This is a genomic window from Leisingera sp. ABM4_060, from assembly GCF_056158765.1.
Genome location: NZ_JBSWTX010000001.1, coordinates 1,037,744 through 1,060,927, shown reverse-complemented (window position 1 = coordinate 1,060,927; position 23,184 = coordinate 1,037,744). Strand labels below are relative to the sequence as shown.

Genomic DNA, 23,184 nt, shown 5'->3' with positions numbered 1-23,184 from the left:
GATGGCGGACCGCCGCGGCCTTTTGATCATCCTCTCGTCGCCTTCGGGCGCCGGCAAATCCACACTGGCGCGCCGCCTGATGGCGTGGGACCCGGGCCTTGCCTTCTCGGTCTCCGCCACAACCCGTGCCCCGCGCCCGGGAGAGGAGCATGGCCGTGAATATTACTTCATGTCCGAGGATGAGTTTAAGCAGAAGGTGGCCGAGGGTGGCATGCTGGAGCACGCCCACGTGTTCGGCAATTTCTACGGCTCGCCCGCAGGCCCGGTGAAGGACACCATCAAGGCCGGCCAGGACGTGCTGTTCGACGTCGACTGGCAGGGTGAGATCCAGATCCGCAACTCCGACCTGGGCAAGCACGCGCTGTCGATCTTCATCCTGCCGCCGTCGATCACCGAACTGCGCCGCCGCCTGGAAACCCGGGCGCAGGACAGCGACGAGGTGATCTCCAAGCGGATGATGAAAAGCTGGGATGAGATCAGCCACTGGGGCTATTATGACTATGTGCTGGTCAACGACGACTTGGACGAGACAGAGGCCAAGCTGAAAACCATCGTCGAGGCCGAGCGCATGCGCCGCATCCAGCAGCCCAAGCTGCAGGACCACGTCCGCGCCCTGCAAACCCAGTTCGAGGAGCAGTCATGACCCTTTTCGCTCTTGGCGCCGACCAGCCGCAGATCCATGACGATACCTGGGTCGCCCCCGATGCCAACCTGATCGGCAAGGTGGTGATGGAGGCAGGGTCTTCTGTCTGGTTTGGCGTCACCATCCGCGCCGATCACGAGGAAATCCGCATCTGCGAAGGCACCAACGTGCAGGAAAACGTGGTGATGCACATTGACGCGGGCTACCCGCTGACCATCGGCAAGAACTGTACCATCGGCCACAAGGCGATGCTGCATGGCTGCACCATCGGCGAGAACTCCCTGGTCGGCATGGGCGCCACCATTCTGAACGGCGCGAAGATCGGCAAGAACTGCCTGATCGGAGCCGGGGCCTTGATCACCGAGAACAAGGAAATCCCTGACAACTCTCTGGTGATGGGCAGCCCCGGCAAGGTGGTGCGCGAGGTGGACGCGGTGCTGGCGCAAAAACTCACCCAAAGCGCGCTTCTCTATCAGGACAATATGCGCCGCTTCCGGGCCGAGATGAAACCGCTGTAAGCGGCTGGGTTTCACGCCGGCTGAACGCTGCTGCCATATGCCGGTTACATGGCGGCGCTAAGCAGGCCGGACGATTGAAAGCGGAGACCAGATGACAACGGAGCAAACAGACGGTTTCCTGGCCGCCATCCCGCTGCCTGCGGTGCTGGTGGACCAGACCGAACGGATCATTGCAGCCAATACTGAAGGTGCAGCGTTGCTGGGCCTGGGTATCTTGGGCCGTCACTTTGCCACCATCCTGCGCCAGCCCAGCGTTGCCACGGCGATAAATCCTGCCTGCGCGACAAGACGCCCAAAACCGCCAAGCACCTGTCCAACGACGGCGCCCAGGACACCGCCTTTGCCGTCACCCTGCGCTATGTGCCCGGCATCGGCGCCGTCAGCGGCGGCGCGGTGCTGGCCTGTTTCGACGACATCACCGAACGCCAGCAGGCAGGCCAGATGCGGCGCGACTTCGTTGCCAATGTCAGCCACGAGCTGCGCACGCCGCTGACCGCCCTGATCGGCTTTATCGAGACCCTGCGAGGCCCGGCCAGGGATGACGCCGCCGCCCGCGACCGCTTCCTGACGATCATGGAGGGAGAGGCCAGCCGGATGAACCGCCTTGTCGGCGATCTGCTGTCCCTGAACCGGGTCGAGAGCGAGGAACGGGTGCGCCCCAAGGCGCAGGTCGATCTCACCGGCCTGCTGTCCTCGACCCTGAAAACGCTGGCCCCGGTGGCAGAAGCCCGCGGTGTGAACATGACGCTGGAAGCGCCGGAAGGCGGTATTCAGGTCACAGGCGATCCGGACCAGCTGCAGCAGGTGTTCACCAACCTGGTTGAAAACGCTGTGAAATACGGCGGCGATCAGGTGCGGGTTGCGCTGACCTATGCAGAGCGCGATCCGTCGGTGCGCGCGCCTGCCGCGCTTGTCCAAGTCATCGACAACGGCCCTGGCATCGCCGCCATCCACCTGCCGCGCCTGACCGAACGCTTCTACCGGGCCGACAGCCACCGCTCCCGCGAGATGGGCGGCACCGGCCTGGGACTGGCCATTGTAAAACACATCATCAACCGCCACCGCGGCCGCTTGCGGGTTGAAAGCGAACTGGGGCAAGGGTCTGTTTTCACCGTGATTCTGCCGGAATAACCGGTCTGAACCCTGTCCCAACCGCAAGCCGCCTCCGGAAAAAAAACGGCGGCGGCTTTCCCGTTTGTGGCAGATTTTTTTCGCAGCAAACCGGCTTTGTCATACAGCCGTTACACACGTGTCACAAAAGCCTTAACAGCAGCTTCTAGGAGAGGCGGCAAGATCATCACGGGGTGATCGAACATCGAAACTCTTGGAGACAACAGATGTCCTTTGTGAAACTGACCGCTTCCGCCCTGGCGATTTCCGCCGTATCTGCCACCGCAGCCGCTGCGCGTGACCAGGTCCAGGTTGCCGGTTCGTCCACCGTTCTGCCCTATGCCTCGATCGTGGCCGAAGCCTTTGGCGAGAACTTCGACTTCCCGACCCCGGTTGTGGAATCCGGCGGCTCCTCCGCTGGCCTCAAGCGCTTCTGCGAAGGTGTGGGTGAAAACACCATCGACGTCGCCAACGCCTCGCGCCAGATCAAGGACAAGGAAATCAAGGCCTGCGCCGAAAACGGCGTGACCGACATCATCGAAGTCCGCATCGGCTATGACGGCATCGTCTTTGCCTCCGACATCAACGCCAACGGCTTTGAGTACACCCCGACCGACTGGTTCCTGGCGCTGTCCGACAAGATCCTGGTCGACGGCCAGCTGGTCGACAACCCGAACCAGACCTGGGCAGACGTGAACGCCAACTTCCCGGCCGTTGATATCCAGGCCTTTGTTCCTGGCACCAAGCACGGCACCCGCGAAGTGTTCGAAGACAAGGTGATCCTGGCCGGTTGTGAAGCCACCGGCGCGTTTGAACACCTGCTGGCTCAGGCGGAAGGCGACACCGATAAGGCCAAGCACAAAGCGGCTGAGAAAGCCTGTATCGCCCTGCGCACCGATGGCAAATCGGTCGACATCGACGGCGACTACACCGAAACCCTGGCCCGGATCGAAAGCAACAAGGACGGCATTGGCGTCTTTGGCCTGGCCTTCTACGAGAACAACACCGACAAGCTGCAGGTTGCCACCATGTCCGGTATCGTTCCTTCCACCGAAAGCATCGCAACCGGTGAATACCCGGTGTCCCGCCCGCTGTTCTTCTACGTCAAGAAAGCCCACATCGGCGTGATCCCGGGCCTGAAGGAATATGCTGAGTTCTTCGTCGCTGACGAAGTTGCAGGCGAAGACGGCCCGCTGGCCGAATACGGCCTGGTTGCCGACCCGGAACTGGCAGACACCCAGGAAGCGGTTGCCAATGAGGCCGTGATGGGCGGCAACTCCTAAGCTGCCCCGCCTGAGATCTGATCCCTGCCGGGGCGGAGCCAACCTCCGCCCCGGCGCTTCTTCCGCGGCAGGGCTGCCGCAGCCAATACGCCACCGCCAATACCGGAGCTTTTCATGCCCACTTTCTGGCTTGTTGCCCTCCTGCTTGCGCTTTCTGCCGCGGGCTATTACGGCGGCCGCCGCCGCGCGATTGCCACCGCTGCGGGCAATGTCAAAGACCTGCATTCTCTGCCAGCCTACTACGGCTACCACGTGGCCCTTGCGGCCTTTGTTCCGGCGATCGGCGCCCTGGTAGTCTGGCTGCTGGCCCAGCCCATGTTCATCGAGACCCGCGTCTCCGGCATGATCCCGGCGGATGCAGTTCCGGAAAGCTCCTCTATTGGCCTGGTGATGAGCGACGTGCGCCGGGTGGCCGAAGGGCTGGACCTGGCGGTGGAGCAGGGGCTGCTGACCGCCCGTGAGGCCCGCAACGTCGCTGACAGCGGTCAGGACGTCCGCGCTCTGATGGGCGAAGTGGGCGTGGCCCTGGGCGATGACGTGCGCCCGGAAGTGCTGAATGCCGCGCAGGCCTACCGCAACCTCTCGAACACCGGCCGCATCGCGATGACCGTGGTTGTCGCCCTGCTGGCGCTAGGCGGGTTTGCATGGGCCTACGGCAAGACCCATAAGGAATATCGCGCCCGCAACGTGGTGGAGCGTGCGGTGCTGGCGCTGCTGATCCTGGCCGCCTCGCTGGCGATCCTGACCACCGTCGGCATTGTTCTGTCGATGCTGTTTGAAACCAAAAACTTCTTTGGCCTGCACAGCTGGACCGACTTCTTCTTCGGCGCCACCTGGGCCCCCAACTTCCGTGGCGACAGTGAGCTGTCGATCCTGCCGCTGCTGTGGGGCACGCTCTACATCTCCTTCATCGCGCTGCTGGTTGCGGTGCCGGTTGGTCTGTTTGCAGCCATCTACCTGTCGGAATACGCCAGCAACACCGTGCGCTCCTTTGCCAAGCCGCTGCTGGAGATCCTCGCGGGCATCCCCACCATCGTCTACGGCCTGTTTGCGCTGCTGACCGTTGGCCCGGCACTGGCAGACCTCTTTGGCAAGGGCGGCCTCCTGGGCGTTGAATGGATGGCAGGCGCCACTTCGGTCCTGACCGCGGGCCTTGTCATGGGCATCATGCTGATCCCCTTCGTCTCTTCCCTTTCAGATGACATCATCAACGCGGTGCCGCAGGCGATGCGCGACGGCTCGCTAGGGCTTGGCGCCACTAAGTCGGAAACCGTGCGCCAGGTGGTGATGCCGGCAGCACTCCCTGGCATCGTCGGCGCGGTGCTGCTGGCCGCCTCCCGTGCCATCGGCGAGACCATGATTGTGGTCATGGGGGCGGGCGCAATTGCCAAGTTCTCTGCCAACCCGCTGGAATCGATGACCACCATCACCACCCGCATCGTCAGCCAGCTGACCGGCGACACCGATTTTGCCAGCCCCGAAACGCTGGTTGCCTTTGCCCTGGGGCTGACCCTCTTTGTCCTGACCCTCGGCCTGAACGTCCTGGCGCTCTACATCGTGCGCAAATACCGGGAGCAGTACGACTAATGACTGACCTCAGCCAAACCCCTGCAGGCGCCGCGCCCCGTAAACACGCGGCTCTCTGCTGGAAAAATCCCCGCGCACCCGCAAGCGCAACGCTGCGGAAACCCGGTTCAAAGCCTATGGCATCGCCGCTATCACCGCGGGGCTGATCATGCTGCTGGTGCTGGTGACCACCATCGTCAGCAAGGGCACCGGTGCCTTCCAGCAGACCTTTGTCACGCTGAATGTGGAATTGCTGGAAGCCAAGCTCGACAAAAAGGGCAACCGCGATCTGGCCGACATTAAGAAGGTCACCACCTTCGGCTACGCCCCGATCATCAAGGGCGCGATGGAAGCTGCGGTTGAGGATCTGGGCATTGAAACCAGCCTCAAACCCAAGCAACTGGCCGGCATCCTGTCCAAGGACGCCGCCGCACAGCTGAGAAACTACGTGCTGGCGAACCCGGACCAGATCGGCCAGACGGTGGAGTTCCGCTTCCTCGCCTCCAGCCGCGTGGATGGTTACCTGAAGGGCCGCGTCACCCGCGACAGCATTGTCAACGACAAGAACATCTCGCCAGAACAGCTTGATCTTGTTGACGATTTGGCCGTTGCCGGTGTGCTGGAAAAGACCTTCAATCCCGACTTCATCTTTGGCGCGGATGCCTCTGACGCCCGCCCGGAGGCGGCCGGCATCGGCGTCTCCATGCTGGGGTCGCTGTTCATGATGCTGGTGGTGCTGGCGCTGGCGCTGCCGATCGGCGTGGCCGCCTCGATCTATCTTGAGGAATTTGCGCCGCAGAACTGGCTCACCGACATGATCGAGGTGAATATCTCGAACCTCGCGGCGGTTCCCTCCATCGTGTTCGGTATCCTCGGCCTCGCGGTCTTCATCAATTACATGCACCTGCCGACCTCGGCGCCGCTGGTGGGCGGGCTGGTGCTGACGCTGATGACCCTGCCGACCATCATCATCTCCACCCGCGCCTCGCTGAAATCGGTGCCGCCGTCGATCCGCGACGCCGCCTTGGGCGTCGGTGCGTCGAAGATGCAGGCGGTGTTCCACCATGTGCTGCCGCTGGCCGCGCCCGGCATCCTGACCGGCACCATCATCGGCCTGGCGCAGGCGCTGGGGGAAACCGCGCCGCTCCTGCTGATCGGCATGGTCGGCTTCATCGCCTCCAACGCGCCGGAAACCCTGGCTGACGGGCTGCTGGCCCCGAACTCCGCAATGCCCGCCCAGATCTACGAATGGGCCAAACGCGCCGACCCGGCCTTCTATGAGCGCGCCTGGGGCGGCATCATCATCCTTCTTCTCTTCCTGGTGACCATGAACACGCTTGCCGTGATCCTGCGCCGCCGCTTTGAACGCCGCTGGTAAAAGGGCATAGTGCAATGAACGACATGACCGTGATGGATAAGACCGTGGAAACCCAGAACATTAAAATCGCCGCCAAGGACGTGAACGTCTATTACGGTGACTCCCACGCGATCAAAGACGTGAATGTCGAGATCGAGGACAAGACCGTTACCGCCTTCATCGGCCCCTCCGGCTGCGGCAAGTCGACCTTCCTGCGCTGCCTGAACCGGATGAACGACACCATCGACATCTGCCGCGTCAAGGGGGATATCCTGCTGGACGGCGAGGACATCTATGACAAGCGTGTCGACCCGGTGCAGCTGCGCGCCAAGGTGGGCATGGTGTTCCAGAAGCCGAACCCGTTCCCCAAGTCGATCTATGACAACGTGGCCTACGGCCCGCGCATCCACGGCTTGGCGAAGAACAAGGCGGAACTGGATGAAATCGTGGAGAAATCCCTGCGCCGCGGTGCCATCTGGGATGAGGTGAAGGACCGCCTTGATGCGCCCGGAACCGGCCTGTCCGGCGGCCAGCAGCAGCGCCTGTGCATCGCCCGCGCCGTGGCGACGGAACCTGAGGTGCTGCTGATGGACGAGCCCTGTTCAGCGCTCGACCCCATCGCCACCGCGCAAGTGGAGGAACTGATCGACGAGCTTCGCAGCCAGTATTCGGTGGTGATCGTCACCCACTCGATGCAACAGGCCGCCCGGGTCAGCCAGAAAACCGCCTTCTTCCACCTTGGCAACCTGGTGGAATTCGGCCCCACCGGCCAGATTTTCACCAACCCCAACGACCCGCGCACAGAAAGCTACATCACCGGCCGGATCGGCTGATCTATAGGAATATCAACATGGTAGAACAGCATATTGCATCGGCATTCGACCGCGATCTGGAGGCGATTCAGGCCCGGATCATGAAAATGGGCGGATTGGTCGAAGACGCGATCCGCGAAGCCGCACGGGCGCTCGAAACCCGCGATGAGGAATTGGCACTTGAAGTCCGCCAGGCGGACAAGGCCATCGACGGTCTGGAAGAGCTGATCAACGAGGAAACCGCCCGGCTGATCGCTCTGCGCTCGCCAGCAGCTTCGGACCTGCGCCTGGTGCTGTCGGTGCTCAAGATCGCCGGCAACCTGGAACGTATTGGCGACTATGCGAAAAACATGGCCAAACGCACCGGCGTTCTGGCCCAGGGCCCCAGCACCAGTGAAGGCGCCGCCGCCCTGCGCCGGATGGCGCGCGAAGTGGAGCGGATGCTGAAAGATGCGCTCGACTCCTACATCCAGCGCGATGTGGAACTGGCCGCCGACGTGATCGCCCGCGACCGCGACGTCGACCAGATGTACAACGCCCTGTTCCGCGAGTTCCTGACCCATATGATGGAAGACCCGCGCAACATTTCGGCCTGTATGCACTTGCATTTCATAGCAAAAAACACCGAACGCATGGGCGATCACGTGACCTCGATCGCCGAGCAGGTGATTTATCTGGTCACCGGCGAAAAGCCGGAGGAAGACCGCAAGAAAGCCGACACCACCTCGACCACACCGCAGGAGATCTGACCGATGGCTGCCGAACAGCCCACCGTTTTGGTTGTCGAAGACGAAATGGCCCAGCGGGAAGTGCTGGCCTATAACCTCGAAGCCGACGGCTTCCGCGTGCTGCGCGCAGAACATGGCGAGGAAGCGCTGCTGGTGGTTGAAGAAGACATGCCCGATATCATCATCCTCGACTGGATGATGCCGAACCTCTCGGGCATTGAGGTCTGCCGCCGCCTGAAGACCCGTTCCGAAACCCGCAATATCCCGATCATCATGCTCTCGGCCCGGTCAGAGGAAGTCGACAAGGTCCGCGGGTTGGAGACCGGCGCCGACGACTATGTGGTGAAACCCTATTCGGTGGTCGAGCTGATGGCCCGGGTGCGCACCCAGTTGCGCCGGGTTCGGCCTTCGACTGTGGGCGTGCGTCTGGAATACGACGACATCGTTCTGGACGCGGAAACCCACAAGGTCAGCCGCGCCGACAATCCGCTGAAACTTGGGCCGACCGAATTCCGCCTGCTCTCCACCTTTATGGAAAAGCCGGGAAGGGTGTGGAGCCGCGAACAGCTTTTGGACCGGGTCTGGGGCCGCGACATCTATGTCGACACCCGCACCGTCGACGTCCACATCGGCCGCTTGCGCAAGGCGCTGACCCAATTCGGCGGCAGTGACCCCGTGCGCACCGTCCGCGGCGCAGGCTACGCGCTCGGCTGAGAACTGGCACCAGGGGGTGTACGGGCGGTGCACAGGGGGTGCACACAAGGCACCCCCTCATTCTTCAGGCACTTAGCGCGGCAGCGGGTCCTCGGGCTGCGCCTTGCCAGCCAGCCATTCCCGGAATTTGACGAGCGCCGGGGCACCGGCTTTCCGCTCCGGCCAGACCAGGTAATAGGCGCCCTCGGTTTCCGCAGCCTCCCCGTGCAGGGCCACCAGGCGCCCCGTCGCAAGATCCTGCTCCACCAGGTAATCCGGCATCAGGGCAACCCCCAGCCCGTGCAGTGCGGCCTGGGTTATGGTTGCGAATTGATCATAGATTGTACCGCTCAAATTCGCGCCAGCCTCGAAGTCCTGAAGTGCAAACCAATCCGCCCAGGCGTTTGTCCGCGTCTGGATGTGCAGCAGGGGCAGCTTCAGGATGTCCCTCGGCTGATCGACTGTCCTTCCCTCCAGAAGCTGCGGCGCACAGACCGGCAGCAACTGTTCGTGCTTGAGCAGCAGTGATTGAGTCCCCGGCCAATCCGCATTTCCGAAGTGTATTGCTGCATCAAAGGGTTCAGTGGCAAAGTTGAATGGCTCCAGCCGGGTCGACATATTGATTGTCACATCCGGGTGCAGCCGGGCAAACTCCGGCAGGCGCGGCATCAGCCAGCGCATTCCAAAGGCAGGCAGAATGGCCAGGTTCAGCGTGCCGGCCAGCGGTGCAGCCTGCAGACGCAAGGTTGATTGCACGATCTGGTTCAGCGCCTGACGTATCTCGGCGGCATAGTCCTGCGCCTCATTCGTCAGTGAGAGCCGCTTTTGGTCCCGCTGCACCAGCTCCATGCCCAGTTGCTTTTCCAGCGTTTGCAGCTGCCGGCTGACGGCACCTTGGGTCAAGGCAAGCTCGTCTGCAGCGGCAGAGGCGCTGCCAAGCCGGTCCAGCGCCTCCAGGGCGCGCAGGGAAGAAATGGAAGGCAGAAACCGCCGTGGTGTGCTCATGTATGAGTATTTCGCATATGTGCTTGCCAAAGTCTCGCTGTTTTTCCCGGTAACCTGCCGTTAGGGTTCTGTGCAATTCACATCCGAAAGGCAGGACAATGACCGACACTCCCGAACTGCGCGCAAAGGATGCGCCGGACCTGGGCCGTTTCACATGGGAAGACCCGCTACGGCTCGACGATCAGCTGACAGAAGACGAGCGCATGATCGCTGCATCGGCCCGCAGCTATTGCCAGGAAAAACTTCAGCCGCGCGTCCTAAGTGCTTATGAAAACGAGGAAACAGATCCGGAGATCTTCCGCGAGATGGGCGCGATGGGCCTTCTGGGCACTACGATACCGGAACAGTACGGCGGCCTCGGCGGCGGCTATGTGTCTTATGGCCTCGTGGCGCGTGAAGTGGAACGTGTCGACAGCGGCTACCGCTCGATGATGTCGGTGCAAAGCTCGCTGGTGATGTATCCCATCTACGCATATGGCAGCGAGGAACAGCGCCAGAAGTATCTGCCGAAACTGGCCGCTGGCGAGTGGATCGGCTGCTTTGGCCTAACCGAACCTGATGCCGGCTCCGACCCCGCCAGCATGAAGGCCCGAGCGGAAAAAACTGATGGAGGCTATAGGCTTACAGGCTCCAAGATGTGGATCTCCAACGCGCCGATCGCGGATGTCTTCGTGGTCTGGGCAAAGTCCGAAGCTCACGGCGGCAAGATCCGCGGCTTTGTGCTGGACAAGGGCCTGAAGGGCCTCAGCGCGCCGAAGATCGAAAACAAGGCCTCGCTGCGCGCGTCGATTACCGGTGAGATCGTGATGGATGGCGTTGAGGTTGGCGAGGATGCATTGCTGCCGCATGTTCAAGGCCTAAAGGGCCCGTTCGGCTGTTTGAACCGTGCGCGCTATGGTATCAGCTGGGGCGTAATGGGCGCTGCCGAGGCTTGCTGGCATGCGGCTCGGCAATACGGGCTGGACCGGACTCAATTCGGCCGCCCGTTGGCCAACACGCAATTGTTCCAGCTGAAACTGGCCAATATGCAGACTGAAATCACCTTGGGCCTGCAAGCCTCGCTGCGGGTCGGACGCCTGATGGATGAAGCGAATGCCGCGCCGGAGATGATCTCGATCATCAAGCGCAACAACTGCGGCAAGGCTTTGGAGATCGCGCGGCATGCAAGGGATATGCATGGCGGCAATGGGATCAGTCTGGAGTTCGACGTGATCCGTCACATGGTGAACTTGGAGACCGTAAACACCTATGAGGGCACCCACGACGTACATGCACTGATTCTGGGCCGCGCGCAGACCGGGCTGCAGGCGTTTTTTTAACACTCCGGTGCGGCGCAGAGGCTTTCTTTGCGCTGCATTTTTGCAATTACTATTTGCGAAACCGCAAAATCTGAAGGGGCAGGGATTTCTGCAACGGATTTCGGCAGTGGAAACCTATTCCTGATCTCCATTTTGGATCCAAAACTTTAAAGACTGAGCGACGCCTTGGGCTGATTTCTCCTGGAAAGTCCGCTGAATGTCAGCCCCAGAGTTAATCTCAAAGCGGATTAAATGCGCATTTGCACGCAGATCCCTTCTGTGTGCCAAGCGGTCTGGCAGAACTTCAAACTCGGAAATGCTGTCTCAGAAACCTCAGCCGTTTTGCATGTCTGATGGCGCTAACCTGCATTCCCAAAGGCGTAGCAAGTTGTAACGGCAATTTTGCAAGGTGGTTTTGCGTGCTTACACACCCATTCACGCAAGGGCGGCAGTCAAAACTGGAGATGAGTGTTGCAAAAATATGTCTATTAACAACAGCTTAACACGGAGAGGTCGGGTTTGAAAGATGTCTTCTCATATGCTGGGCGCAGCCGTCGGCAGAACCTGTGTTGTCGTATGGTGCCTGGCTGGCAGGAGGCAAAAGCGGTCCTGCTGGACAAAGAAAGCGGGCCGGAGAATGAACTCCGGCCCGCCCGATTTCAATTTAGAAACGTAGCAGTTACGCTGGCAGGTGAATGTTGAACTTCTCCCGGATCGCCATATCGGTCGCAGCATCGAACCGGGCAGCGGCACGCTGGGACAGGATCTGCTCTTTCTTGGCGGTTGCCTTGGCGATCAGGTCCGGCTTGTCGAGCTCGGCCCATTCCTTGGGTGAAGTGCGGTCGCCCAAGTCGGGGTAGACATAGTCCACCTGCATCCGGCTGAGAGTCTGGTCGGTGCCCAGATAGTGGCCGGGGCCGCCCATGCAGGTGGCGCGCATCTGGTCCAGTGCCAGGGTTTCGTCGTTGACCTCGATCCCGCGGACGCAGCGCTGTGCCTGGCCGAGCAAATCGTTGTCCAGGATCAGCGACTCGAGACAGAACCCCAGCAGCGAGGCGTGCATGCCTGCGGCTTCATAAACCATGTTCAGCCCGGACAGGCCGGCCATTACGGCAGAACACATCTGCTCCCAGCCAGCCTGCATGTCGGGAAGCTTGGAATCCGATGCGCCGGCGGCAGCGCCGCCCGGCAGGTTGTAAAACTTGTGCATCTGGGCGCAGCCTGCGGTCAGCAGGGCCTGTTCGCCGGAGCCAACGGTCATGGCGCCGGTGCGCAGGTCCAGGCCGAACGGCCAGGTGCCGACAATTGCCGGAGCGCCGGGTTTCACAGCGTTCACATAAACCAGGCCGGCCAGGCACTCGGCAACCGCCTGGGTGATTGCGCCGGCAATGGTGGACGGCGCAGTTGCGCCCGCCATGCCTGCCGACAGCAGCAGAACCGGCATGCCGCCCTTGATGCACTCTTCCATCACTTCGCAAGATTCCGTCGCGAATTTCATCGGTGGAACCACAAAGCAGTTGGAATTCGACACAAAGGGACGTTCGCGCCATTTGTCTTCGCCGCCTGCAATCATGTGCAGCAGCTCCAGACCGGGTTTGACGAAATCCGGCTCGGTAAACGAAACGCCGACGTGTTTTGTGGTGCCGGCGCAGGAAGCGTAGATGGAGTTCAGGTCCATTTCGCAATTGTCAGGAATATCGCGGCAAACCATCGGGCGCTGCACAAAGTGGATGTTGTCCAGCTGGTCGCAAATACGGGCAGCGTCGTGCAGGTCCTGTACAGTGGAGTCGCGGTATTCGCGGCCGTGCACATCGACCATGCTCACCGCGGCGCCAGCGGTGCCGTAGTGCACGCGGCCGCCGGAAAGCTCGAGGTCGTTCTTGCCGTCGCGGCTGAACAAGGTGATCGAGCGGTTGGCCTTGGCGATGGTGTCTTCAACCAAAGCGCGGGGGAAGCGGATGCGGCCGTCATCGCCGAGGATGGCGCCGGCACCTGTCAGATAGTCGATGCCGCTTTGCGGCGCGTCGGCGAGGCCGATCTCTTCCAGCGCAGTCAGTGCGGCTTCGTGGATTTTTTCCATGTCCGCTTGGCTGAGCATTTTCAGTGCCGTGGACTCCATGCCGGGACGCACTGGACGCAGATGTTCCGGCAATGCGGCAGCCCGGGCTGCACGGCGCGCGTTACGCCCGCCGCTGCGGCCAGCGCGGGAGGAGGAGGCTTGATCGTTCATTCTTGGTGAGCCTTTCAGGAAGTTGAGTTGAAATACTGAAGTTCCTACTCAGTGCGGCCGGCCCCTGGCCGCACGGCCGCGCGCCGCACCAATGGTGCGGTAGATCAGGCTGACGTGGCAGCGTTCTCCTTGCATGCGGACTCCTGTGTCTTTGCCGGTAATTTGGCATGCGTTTGCGAAGTTTCTAGCACATAAACGACCGCGGTGAAAAAAACGACATGTTTTTCATGTGGGCGGAATTTGCGGAGGAGGGCCGTCGGGCGAATCTGCGTTTGAGTAAAATGCTATTATTTTTAATGATGTAACCTCTATTTTTAACGCTTTTCAGAGCCTTTGGTTCTTGGCAGTTTGGCGATGGGAACCGAATATTAAGCATTAATGGCGATACTGGGGTCCTTGGGGATGGCGCGCTGAAACAGCGCATTTCGAAGAAGGCACAGCCACATGCCGAAGGTTAGGAAGACCAAACACTGTCTGACAATTGCTGCAGCCCTGGCGGTCACGGCCATGTTTGCGCAATCCGGAGCGGCCGATGGCTGGGCAAACCCTGAAACAGGCAGCATGTTCCCGGCCGCCGCGGTTTCAGCTGACACGAAAACAAACTCCTTTCAGCTGGCTTACGGCCGTGACCTTGGCGGCATGATCCTCCGCGGAATCGCCGCGCGTGAACGTGAGGGCGTTCTGACACGCGCTGTGCATGCAGATGAAACACGGCATTTTAGATTGCTGGCCGGTTATGACTTTGGCCCGGCCACGGGTTTTGTGAGCCTGGGACGGCTGCAAGCGCGCTCTTCCACAGGCAGGCAGGAAGGCCCGCTGGTGGGCCTGGGAATGCGGGTCTCGCTCAACCGAGCTCTGCAGCTGACCGGGGAGCTCCTGCATCATGAGACGGAACCGGCGCAAGGCGGTGGCCGGCAGCGGGGGGAAACGCTTTCGGTGAGCGCCGCTTTCCGGTTCTGACCGGAGCAATTGGCCTGGTTTCCCGCTAGGAAGCAATCTTCTGCTTTTCAATGGCTTGGCAGAATTCCGCCTGTGCGGTCCGGCGGAAATGCGCAAGGAGCGACGGACTTTCGGCCAGTCACTGCCAGTTCAGAGGGCGTGAGCAGCCGGGCTCTGGAACTTCCTGCAACAAGACCTTTTGTAGCGTTCAACGGCGCACAGCCTGCGCCGGGACTGCAAAAGGAGAAGTCTGAATGACTCGTTTCGTAGCTATGACAGCCATCGCCACCGTTCTGGGCAGTGCGGCATTCGCCGGCAATGTGAGCGAGCCGGTAATCGAACCCGCACCGGCGCCGGCACCTGTGCCGGTTGCCAATGACGGCGGCGATTGGACCGGTTTCTACCTGGGTGGCCAGATCGGCCAGCTGGATGCGGACGCCAGCAGCGGCGCCTCGGGCGATGATGCCGCCTATGGTATTCATGGCGGGTACAACCACGATTTCGGCCGTTTCGTTCTGGGTGGCGAATTGGATTATGATGCCACGGACCTGGATCTGGGCGGCGGCGCCACCATCGATTTTGTTGCCCGCGCCAAGGTGAAGGCGGGGTATGACTTTGGCAATGTGCTGGCCTATGTCACTGGCGGTGTCGCCGAGGCCGACAGTTCTTTGGGCAGTGAAACCGGCGAATTCTACGGTGTTGGCCTTGCCTATCAGGTCACCGACCAGTGGCAGATCGGAGGCGAGGTGCTGGAGCATAACTTTGATGAGTTCGGCAGCTCGGGCGTCGGCTCCGATGCCACTTCGGTTTCGCTGCGCGCGTCCTTCAAGTTCTGAATGGTTTGAGTTGGGGGCGCAGCACTCCTGTTCCGCTGCGCCCTTGGCCGCCCGGTCTGCACCCAAGGCAGATGGGGCGGCCTCTGCATTTTACGGTTAATGGCTTGGCTGGGCGGCAACCGCGTGGTATGCAGCCCGTATGAACCAGATCTGCACCGCCATTATCTGCTGCATTACCTGCTGACATATCAGCGGGCTGGTTTCTGTCGTTTTCATTTCCCTGACAAGTTGCTAAGCCCGCGCTGCGCGCAAAGGGTGATGCCGGCCTGTTCTGGCTGGGCATGGAAAAGGAACCGGGCATGGAAACCAAGGACATAGAGATCAAGCTGCAGAATACGAAGACCCGCAAGAAAGAAGTCTTTGAGCCGATCGACGCCAGCAATGTGCGGATGTATGTCTGCGGCCCCACGGTTTACGACCGGGCGCATCTGGGCAATGCGCGCCCGGTGGTTGTTTTTGATGTCCTCTACCGGCTGCTGCGCGAAGTTTACGGCGCAGATCAAGTGACTTACGCCCGGAACTTCACGGATGTTGATGACAAGATCAATGCCCGCGCCGCCGAAAGCGGGCGCCCGATCAGTGACATCACGGCGGAAACCACCCAGTGGTTTCTGGACGATATGGGGCAGCTTGGCGCGCTGGAGCCCAACCATATGCCGCGGGCAACTGAGTATATCCCGCAGATGGTGGCGATGATCGAGGATTTGATCGCCAAGGGGCACGCCTACGCCGCCGAAGGCCATGTGCTCTTTGCGGTCGATAGCTGGAAGTATGGGTATGGCAAACTGTCCGGACGGTCTGTGGATGATATGATCGCCGGCGCCCGGGTGGAAGTGGCCCCTTACAAAAAGAACCCGATGGATTTTGTCTTGTGGAAGCCGTCCACGGATGACCTGCCGGGCTGGGACAGCCCCTGGGGACGCGGGCGTCCGGGCTGGCATATCGAATGCTCGGCAATGTCCTATGAACTGCTGGGCGAGACTTTTGACATTCATGGCGGCGGCAACGACCTGATGTTTCCGCATCATGAGAATGAAATCGCGCAAAGCTGCTGTGCCCATCCGGAAGGCGAGTTCGCCCGGTTCTGGCTGCACAACGAGATGCTGCAGGTTGAAGGCAAGAAGATGTCCAAGTCGCTAGGCAATTTCTTTACCGTGCGCGACTTGCTGGACCAAGGGTATCCGGGTGAAGTGATCCGCTTGGTGTTTTTGCAAACACATTACCGCAAGCCGATGGACTGGACCGACAAAAAGGCCAAGGAAGCCGAGGCAACGTTGCGCAAGTGGCGTGCGCTGACCGCGGGCATTGAGCCCGCGTCCAGCGCTGCTGCCGCGGTCCTGGCGGCTCTGGCGGATGACCTCAACACCGCAGGTGCCATAGCTGAACTGCACAAACTGGCAGCGGCTGGCGATGCAGCGGGGTTGTTGGCATCGGCACAGATGCTGGGATTGCTGGCCGACGAAATGGGCGGGTGGCTGGCTGCATCCTCTGTCGACCTTTCTGCTCATGAAACGCGGCTGTTCGAAACGCGTCAGAAGGCGATGGAAAGCAAGGATTTTTCCGAAGTCGATAGGTTGAAATCAATCTACATTGAGGCCGGGTTGGAAGTTCGTATGAGCAAGGCCGGCGTTGAACTTGTTCCCGGTGCAGGGTTTGATCCAGACAAGCTGGAGGCGCTTTGATGGTAAAAGAACGCCTCTATCTTTACGACACCACCTTGCGGGATGGGCAGCAGACCCAGGGGGTGCAGTTCTCGACCGCCGAAAAAAAGCAGATTGCCCAGGCGCTTGACAACCTAGGTATCGATTACATCGAAGGCGGCTGGCCCGGCGCCAATCCGACCGACAGTGCGTTTTTCGGTGAGGCGCCTACGACCCGCGCCACTATGACCGCCTTTGGGATGACCAAACGGGCAGGGCGTTCGGCAGCCAATGATGATGTTCTGGCTGCAGTGATGAATGCGGGCACCAGGGCAGTGTGCCTGGTGGGCAAGAGCCATGACTACCACGTGACCCATGCGCTGGGGATCGAACTGGAGGAGAACCTCGACAATATCCGCGCCTCGGTGGCTCATATCGTTGCCCAGGGGCGCGAGGCGCTGTTTGATGCCGAGCATTTCTTTGACGGCTACTTGGACAACCCGGAGTATGCGCTGGCAGCTTGCCGCGCGGCTCTGGAGGCGGGGGCGCGCTGGGTGGTGCTGTGCGACACCAATGGAGGCGCGCTGCCGGCCGAGGTGAGCCGGATCGTCAGAGACGTGGTCGCAGCCGGAATTCCAGGTGAGAAACTTGGCATACACACCCATAACGACACGGAAAATGCGGTCGCTTGCTCTCTGGCTGCGGTGGATGCCGGCGCGCGTCAGATCCAGGGAACGCTGAACGGGTTGGGTGAACGTTGCGGCAACGCCAATCTGACCGCGCTCATCCCGACGCTGCTGCTGAAAGAGCCTTATGCGAGCTGTTTCGAAACCGGAGTGAGCCAAGCGGCACTGGCAGGCCTGACCCGGATCAGCCGGATGCTTGACGACATCCTCAACCGGGTTCCGGTGCGCCAGGCGGCCTACGTCGGCGCCTCGGCCTTTGCCCATAAGGCCGGGTTGCATGCCAGCGCGATCCTCAAGGATCCGACGACCTACGAGCATATTGATCCTGCACAGGTTGGCAATGCGCGGGTGATTCCGATGTCAAATCAGGCCGGGCAGTCAAACTTGCGCAAGCGGCTGGCTGATGCAGGATTGAGCGTTGAAAAAAGCAACCCGGCGCTGGCCCGGATCCTGGAGCGGATCAAACGGCGGGAGACGGACGGATACTCCTACGACACGGCCCAGGCCTCATTTGAGCTTTTGGCCCGGGAGGAACTGGGGCAACTGCCTGAGTTTTTCGAGGTCAAGCGCTACAAGGTCACCGTCGAGCGGCGCAAGAACAAATACAACCGGATGGTCAGCCTTTCGGAGGCGGTCGTTGTGGTGAAGGTAGACGGCGAAAAGCGCTTGTCTGTCAGTGAGTCACTGGACGAAACTGGCAGCGACCGAGGGCCGGTGAACGCCTTGGCGCGGGCGCTGATCAAGGATTTGGGGCGCTATTCGGCACAGCTGGAAGACATGCGGCTGGTCGACTTCAAGGTGCGCATTACACAAGGCGGCACCGAGGCGGTGACCCGTGTCATCATCGACAGCGAAGACAGCCAGGGCCGCCGATGGTCTACGGTTGGGGTCAGCGCAAACATAATCGATGCCTCCTTTGAAGCGCTGCTGGATGCGATCCGCTGGAAGCTGATCCATGATAGCGGGGCCGGGCAGGCGGATGCAGTTTGACGCTGATCTGACTGCTTGTGCAGAGCAGGTTCAAAAGAGCGATCCTGACCGCTTCCTTGCGGCCATGGCGGCGCCGGTCCAGGCGCGGCCGGTGCTGTTTGCGCTGTATGCTTTCAATGCTGAGCTGGCCCGGGCGCCCTGGGCCAGCCAAGAGAGCATGATTGCAGAAATGCGGGTGCAATGGTGGCGGGACGTTGGAGCGGAAATTGCCCAATGCAGGCCGGTCCGCCGCCACTATGCAGCGACACCTTTGGGGCGGTTGCTGAAACCTGAACTGGCTGTCTGCATCGATGCCATGGCAGAGGCGCGGCGCTGGGACATTTACAAGGACCCCTTTGCCGATCAGGCGGAGTTCGACAGCTACATCGATCGCACCAGCGGTTCACTGATGTGGATGGCCGCGGCTTCGCTTGGACAGGCCGACGAAGAGGTTGTGCGGGGATTTGCCTATGGCGCGGGAGTTGCCAATTGGCTTCGGGCGATTCCGGAACTGGAAGCGCAAAGGCGGATCCCGCTATTGGATGGCACCCCGGAAGGTGTGCGAGCTTTGGCTGGCAAGGGGCTGGAAAGGCTGGAAAAGTCCTGGAAGTTCCGTAGTGAAGTGTCAGCGCAGGCCGGGTCTGCTCTGCTGCCCGGCTGGCAGGCCGCGGCACTGCTGAAACAAGCGATCCGCCAGCCGGAGAGGGTCGCTCTGGGACAGCTCGGGCAAAGCGAGTTTAGGCGCAAAGCCAGCCTAATGTGGAAGGCCGCTACGGGACGCTGGTAGCAAAAGGGCCCTTGGAGGGTGCCCTTCACATGCCAGAAGGACGGATCAGGCCTCCTTGGGCCGCAGGACAAGCCACATCAGGGCGCCACCTGCCAGCACCAGGAACGGGCCCATAGCCAGATTGACCGCATTCCAGCCGTCCACTGGACTGCCGCCCGAGCAGTTCATCAGCCCGCCGGATGCCAGGGACGCCATGGTGACGCCGCCAAAGACCAGAAGGTCATTCAACCCTTGCATACGGCCTCTTTCATGCGCGTCATGGGCGCCTGCCAGCATGGTGGTGGCGCCTATGAAACCAAAATTCCAGCCCAGCCCCAGAAGCACCAAGGCGATAAAGAAGTTTTCCAGGTCAACACCTTGCAGGGCCACAGCACCCGCGCCGGCCAGGATCACAAGGCCCGCAGCAACGATTTTTTCAACACCGAAGCGGGCGATCAGATGGCCTGTGAAGAAAGACGGAATATACATTGCGAGAACATGCCATGTGACAACATCTGCCGCATTGCCCTCGGTAAATCCGCAGCCGACCACAGCCAGCGGAGTGGAGGTCATCACCAGATTCATCAGGGCGTAAGACACCATGGCGCAGATCACTGCGACGGCTATCACCGGCGTTTTCAGCAGCTCCATGCGGCTGCGGCCCTTGGGGCTGTCCTGGCTGGGCGGCGAAGGTTTGGGAATATCCAGAAAGAGGAATAGGACCGCTCCCAGCACGTTTACCGCGATTACCGCCAGATAGGTGCCCAGGAAAGGCACAACAAAGGCCTGGCTGGTTGCCTTGACCACCTGCGGGCCGATGATTGCAGCAGCGAGACCGCCGGCCATGACATAGGAAATCGCCTTGGGGCGGTATGCTTCTGAAGCTGTATCGGCTGCGGCAAAGCGGTAGAAACCATGCGCACTCATGTAGACGCCGGTCAACAGGCTGCCCAGCAGGAAGATGGGGAAGGAACCCAGATACAACCCGTATGCGCCGATCATGCCGCCAAGCGCACCAAATGCTGCTCCGGCAAAGAATCCGGCCCGGCGGCCCCAACGCTGCATGATGGCCGAGATTGGCGTCGCTGCCAGCATTGAGCCGCCGACAATCAGCGAAATTGGCAAAGTCGCAAAACAGGGGTTGGAAGCCAAGGACTGGCCGGCCAGCCCGCCAATGGTGAAGATCATCGGCATCTGCGCGCCTAGGATCGCCTGTGCCAGTACAAGAACGGCAACGTTTTTCTTGGCGACCGCGTCGCTGGGGGTGGTCATGCTCATGGTCATGTGGGATGCGTAGCTGTGAATATGTTCAGGGGCAAGCCGCCGGAACGCCGTGAGCGATCACGCTTTCTTTCAGACGGCTGCGCAGGGGAAGTAACGTGGCGTCGGAGAAGCGGACATTTGTTCCCGGCATCGGCCGGATCATTCAATGCGATGAGTGCGTGAGCGAAGGGGCAGCCTGGCTGGCCCAAAGCGATGCCCGCTTTGCCGAAGCGTTGAGGCTGACGGGTCCGCTGCCGCTCAGGCGCAAGCCGGAAGGGTTTGCGCAGCTCTTGAGTGCAATAATCAGCCAACAGGTGAGCGTGGCTTCAGCCAATGCGATCTGGAATCGGATGAAGGACGCAAAACTGGCGGGGCCTCGCAAGATCATGCAGGCAACCGACGACGATCTGCGTGCTGCGGGCCTCAGCCGTCAGAAAATCCGCTATGCCCGAGCGCTGGCGGAGGCGCGTATTGATTTCAATGCATTGCGCGATTCTCCTGACGGCCAAGTGATAGCCACTCTGGTTCAGGTACCAGGGATTGGCGTCTGGACGGCCGAGATCTATGCGATGTTTTCGCTGGGGCGTGCGGATGTGTTTGCCCATGGCGATCTGGCGTTGCAGGAGGCCGCGCGGGTGTTGTTTGAACTGCCGGAGCGGCCAAAGGAGCGCGAGATGCGGCAATTGGCCGAAGCCTGGTCGCCCTGGCGGTCGGTTGCGGCCCGCATCCTCTGGGCCTATTACCGGGTGGCGAAGGACAGGGAAGGGATCCGATAACTCGTGTACTTAATGCCGGCCGTAAAGAGCCGCTTTCCGGCGAAACCCGCTCGGTTGTAGTGTTCCTGCATGGCTATGGGGCCAATGGCGCCGATCTTCTGGGGCTGGCGGATCCGCTGAGCGAACACCTGCCGGATACGCTGTTTGTGGCACCTGACGCACCCGAGGCCTGCGCCGGGGCGCCTTTTGGCTTCCAGTGGTTCCCGATCCCCTGGATCGATGGGTCGTCGGAAGAGGAAAGCATGCGTGGTATGCAGGCGGCCGTCGAGGATCTGAACGCCTTTCTGGACGCCCTGATGGTGGACGAGGACGTGCTGCCTGAGCAGGTGGTTCTTTTCGGGTTTTCGCAAGGCACCATGATGAGCCTGCATGTGGCGCCGCGGCGTGAGGATCCGGTTTCCGGGATTGTTGCCTTTTCCGGGCGCCTTCTGGCACCAGAGCTGCTGAAGGACGAGGCGGTGTCCAAAATGCCAGTGCTGCTGGTGCATGGGGACCAGGATGATGTGGTTCCGGTGCAATCGCTGCCGCAAGCTGCCGAAGCTTTGCAGGAAGCCGGTTTCCTGGACGTTTTTGCGCATATCCAGAAGGGAACAGCGCATGGTATCGCGCCGGATGGCCTAAGTGTTGCGCTGGCATTCATGCGCGACAAACTGAGTCTTTGAGCCTGCGCTGAACCGGAGGCTCCCGCCCTGTTGCTGTCCCATCAGAGATAGGACGCGCCAGGTTGGGCCCGGCGGCGCGGATGCGCCGCAAAATTCTTGAAAAGAATTTTGGCCGGAAAATTTGAATTTTCCGGTTCGCTGCCCGAATGTCAGTAACTCCACAACTGCGGCTCGGCGATTTCCAGCGAGTTTCCAGCCGGATCCCGGAAGTAGATCGACCGGACGCCATGAGGCCAGTCAAACTCAGCCTCGATAGCAATACCCGCTTCCCGCAACCGGGCACGCATCCGCAGCAAGTCTTCGCGCGGCTGCGCAAAACAGACATGCCCGGGGCCGCGGGCGCCATGGGGCGGGACCGGCAGCTCCGGGTTCCCCGGCGGTTTCACAGTCTCATCTGCATTGAAAAGAAGAAGGACAGAAGCTCCGCAGCGGTAGAATAGGTGGCGGTTCCCTATGCGCTGAATTTGCTCAAGCCCAAGGATACCGCCATAAAACCGTTCTGCGGCATCAAGATCGTCCACATAGAGGGATGCTTCAAGAATTGCTTTGGGGGCAGGGGCTTGTGAGACCATGGGAGCAGGCTATCAGCGCCGCCTGGGCCTGTCACCCTTATCCCTGCGGGGACCGGCTCCCTTTGGCCTGCGTGGTGGTTTTTGCGAAGGTTTAGGGGGGGCTGGCACGCGCGGCGGATCCAGGTCTTCCCATCCGCCTTGCGGTAATCCGTCCAAGGTCCAGGCGCCAATGCTGTAGCGGATCAAGCGCAATGTCGGGTGTCCAGCAGCTGCAGTCATTCGGCGCACCTGGCGGTTTCTGCCTTCGCGGATCGTCAGCTCGATCCAGCTGTCCGGTACCGATTTGCGGACCCTGACAGGCGGGGTGCGTGCCCACAGGCCGTGCGGTTCCGGGATCCGCTTGGCCTTTGCAGGCTGCGTTGGCCCGTCTTTTAGCTCTATACCTTCTGACAGAACCTTGAGTGCATCGTCATCAGGTATTCCTTCGACTTGAACCCAATAGGTTTTCTCCATCTTGTGCTTGGGATCACTGATCCAGGATTGCAGCCGCCCGTTGTCGGTAAGCAGCATCAGCCCTTCGCTGTCGCGGTCGAGACGGCCCGCGGCATAGACGCCGGGGCAGTCAATAAACTTGCTCAGAGTTGGCCGCGGGCTGCCCTGGCTGCCGCGGTCAGTGAACTGTGGCAGGACATCATAGGGTTTGTTGAAACGGATCAGGCGGGTCATGGCTAGCCAATAGGCTGGAGCAGTAGGCAAGGCAAGCGGGCAGCTTGTGGATAACTGTCACGGGGGCGTCATGGAAACAGCCTAGTCAAACTGCGACATATTGTGGGTGATCAGGGCTTGTCAGGCGCTAACCACGATATATAGTCAAAGTTAAGCTGGGGCGGGT

The 23,184-nt window shown here is 60.9% G+C and carries 20 protein-coding genes and 2 pseudogenes; 17 read left to right on the top strand and 5 right to left on the bottom strand.

Annotation, left to right across the window (positions count from 1 at the left end):
* Window position 1 precedes the first annotated feature (1 nt).
* The 9 genes and pseudogenes from gmk to phoB all read left to right on the top strand — a co-directional run bounded on the left by gmk (window position 2) and on the right by phoB (window position 8,731).
* Window positions 2-643, top strand: a complete 642-nt coding sequence (gmk, locus tag ACXAEH_RS05225; protein ID WP_475031409.1) for a guanylate kinase — start codon at window positions 2-4, stop codon at window positions 641-643.
* On the top strand, window positions 640-1,161 hold the full coding sequence (locus tag ACXAEH_RS05220) for a gamma carbonic anhydrase family protein (protein ID WP_475031408.1): 522 nt from the start codon (window positions 640-642) through the stop codon (window positions 1,159-1,161). The genes gmk and ACXAEH_RS05220 overlap by 4 nt, the downstream gene beginning before the upstream one ends.
* A gap of 91 nt (window positions 1,162-1,252) precedes the next feature.
* Window positions 1,253-2,292 (top strand): annotated as a pseudogene (locus ACXAEH_RS05215) (sensor histidine kinase).
* A 206-nt stretch (window positions 2,293-2,498) separates the two neighbouring features.
* Entirely contained in the window at window positions 2,499-3,554 is a 1,056-nt protein-coding gene (locus ACXAEH_RS05210) for a substrate-binding domain-containing protein (RefSeq protein ID WP_475031407.1), read from the top strand.
* Window positions 3,555-3,668: 114 nt separating this feature from the next.
* Window positions 3,669-5,141: a phosphate ABC transporter permease subunit PstC gene (gene pstC / locus ACXAEH_RS05205; RefSeq protein WP_475031406.1), complete on the top strand. Its 1,473-nt coding sequence runs from the start codon at window positions 3,669-3,671 to the stop codon at window positions 5,139-5,141.
* Window positions 5,141-6,498, top strand: a pseudogene (pstA, locus tag ACXAEH_RS05200) (phosphate ABC transporter permease PstA). Before pstC ends, pstA begins: the two are co-directional and overlap by 1 nt.
* 14 nt (window positions 6,499-6,512) lie before the next feature.
* Complete coding sequence (gene pstB / locus ACXAEH_RS05195; RefSeq protein ID WP_475031405.1) at window positions 6,513-7,310, top strand: phosphate ABC transporter ATP-binding protein PstB; 798 nt, start codon at window positions 6,513-6,515, stop codon at window positions 7,308-7,310.
* Between the two features lie 17 nt (window positions 7,311-7,327).
* Window positions 7,328-8,038 (top strand): phosphate signaling complex protein PhoU, encoded by a 711-nt coding sequence (gene phoU / locus ACXAEH_RS05190; RefSeq protein ID WP_475031404.1) that lies wholly within the window; start codon window positions 7,328-7,330, stop codon window positions 8,036-8,038.
* Between the two features lie 3 nt (window positions 8,039-8,041).
* On the top strand, window positions 8,042-8,731 hold the full coding sequence (phoB, locus tag ACXAEH_RS05185; RefSeq protein ID WP_475031403.1) for a phosphate regulon transcriptional regulator PhoB: 690 nt from the start codon (window positions 8,042-8,044) through the stop codon (window positions 8,729-8,731).
* A gap of 72 nt (window positions 8,732-8,803) precedes the next feature.
* On the opposite strand, the gene ACXAEH_RS05180 is transcribed toward phoB, so the two are convergent.
* Window positions 8,804-9,715: a LysR family transcriptional regulator gene (locus ACXAEH_RS05180; RefSeq protein ID WP_475031402.1), complete on the bottom strand. Its 912-nt coding sequence runs from the start codon at window positions 9,713-9,715 to the stop codon at window positions 8,804-8,806.
* A 98-nt stretch (window positions 9,716-9,813) separates the two neighbouring features.
* Between ACXAEH_RS05180 and ACXAEH_RS05175 the strand changes: the two genes are divergently transcribed.
* Window positions 9,814-11,034, top strand: coding sequence for an acyl-CoA dehydrogenase (locus tag ACXAEH_RS05175; RefSeq protein WP_475031401.1), 1,221 nt, complete (start codon window positions 9,814-9,816; stop codon window positions 11,032-11,034).
* A gap of 658 nt (window positions 11,035-11,692) precedes the next feature.
* On the opposite strand, the gene ACXAEH_RS05170 is transcribed toward ACXAEH_RS05175, so the two are convergent.
* Window positions 11,693-13,243, bottom strand: coding sequence for a trimethylamine methyltransferase family protein (locus ACXAEH_RS05170; protein ID WP_475031400.1), 1,551 nt, complete (start codon window positions 13,241-13,243; stop codon window positions 11,693-11,695).
* 561 nt (window positions 13,244-13,804) lie between these two features.
* Here ACXAEH_RS05170 and ACXAEH_RS05165 point away from each other — a divergent pair.
* From ACXAEH_RS05165 to ACXAEH_RS05145, 5 genes are all read left to right on the top strand, one after another.
* Window positions 13,805-14,203, top strand: a complete 399-nt coding sequence (locus tag ACXAEH_RS05165; protein WP_475031399.1) for a hypothetical protein — start codon at window positions 13,805-13,807, stop codon at window positions 14,201-14,203.
* Window positions 14,204-14,436: 233 nt separating this feature from the next.
* Entirely contained in the window at window positions 14,437-15,018 is a 582-nt protein-coding gene (locus ACXAEH_RS05160) for an outer membrane protein (RefSeq protein ID WP_475031398.1), read from the top strand.
* A 299-nt stretch (window positions 15,019-15,317) separates the two neighbouring features.
* Entirely contained in the window at window positions 15,318-16,700 is a 1,383-nt protein-coding gene (gene cysS / locus ACXAEH_RS05155; protein ID WP_475031397.1) for a cysteine--tRNA ligase, read from the top strand.
* Window positions 16,700-18,334: a citramalate synthase gene (gene cimA / locus ACXAEH_RS05150; protein ID WP_475031396.1), complete on the top strand. Its 1,635-nt coding sequence runs from the start codon at window positions 16,700-16,702 to the stop codon at window positions 18,332-18,334. The genes cysS and cimA overlap by 1 nt, the downstream gene beginning before the upstream one ends.
* Window positions 18,324-19,100: a squalene/phytoene synthase family protein gene (locus tag ACXAEH_RS05145; protein ID WP_475031395.1), complete on the top strand. Its 777-nt coding sequence runs from the start codon at window positions 18,324-18,326 to the stop codon at window positions 19,098-19,100. The genes cimA and ACXAEH_RS05145 overlap by 11 nt, the downstream gene beginning before the upstream one ends.
* Window positions 19,101-19,145: 45 nt before the next feature.
* Here the strand turns inward: ACXAEH_RS05145 and ACXAEH_RS05140 are convergent, their stop codons facing one another.
* Complete coding sequence (locus tag ACXAEH_RS05140) at window positions 19,146-20,363, bottom strand: MFS transporter (RefSeq protein WP_475031394.1); 1,218 nt, start codon at window positions 20,361-20,363, stop codon at window positions 19,146-19,148.
* 95 nt (window positions 20,364-20,458) lie between these two features.
* Between ACXAEH_RS05140 and ACXAEH_RS05135 the strand changes: the two genes are divergently transcribed.
* Both ACXAEH_RS05135 and ACXAEH_RS05130 read left to right on the top strand, forming a co-directional pair.
* The gene (locus tag ACXAEH_RS05135; protein WP_475031393.1) at window positions 20,459-21,118 is read left to right on the top strand and encodes a DNA-3-methyladenine glycosylase family protein; all 660 of its coding nucleotides are present in this window, start codon (window positions 20,459-20,461) and stop codon (window positions 21,116-21,118) included.
* On the top strand, window positions 21,115-21,780 hold the full coding sequence (locus ACXAEH_RS05130) for an alpha/beta hydrolase (RefSeq protein WP_475035524.1): 666 nt from the start codon (window positions 21,115-21,117) through the stop codon (window positions 21,778-21,780). The genes ACXAEH_RS05135 and ACXAEH_RS05130 overlap by 4 nt, the downstream gene beginning before the upstream one ends.
* Window positions 21,781-21,929: 149 nt before the next feature.
* Here ACXAEH_RS05130 and ACXAEH_RS05125 read toward each other — a convergent pair whose 3' ends face one another.
* Both ACXAEH_RS05125 and ACXAEH_RS05120 read right to left on the bottom strand, forming a co-directional pair.
* Window positions 21,930-22,352, bottom strand: coding sequence for a VOC family protein (locus ACXAEH_RS05125; RefSeq protein ID WP_475031392.1), 423 nt, complete (start codon window positions 22,350-22,352; stop codon window positions 21,930-21,932).
* 12 nt (window positions 22,353-22,364) lie between these two features.
* Window positions 22,365-23,018, bottom strand: a complete 654-nt coding sequence (locus tag ACXAEH_RS05120) for a pseudouridine synthase (protein WP_475031391.1) — start codon at window positions 23,016-23,018, stop codon at window positions 22,365-22,367.
* Window positions 23,019-23,184 lie beyond the last annotated feature (166 nt).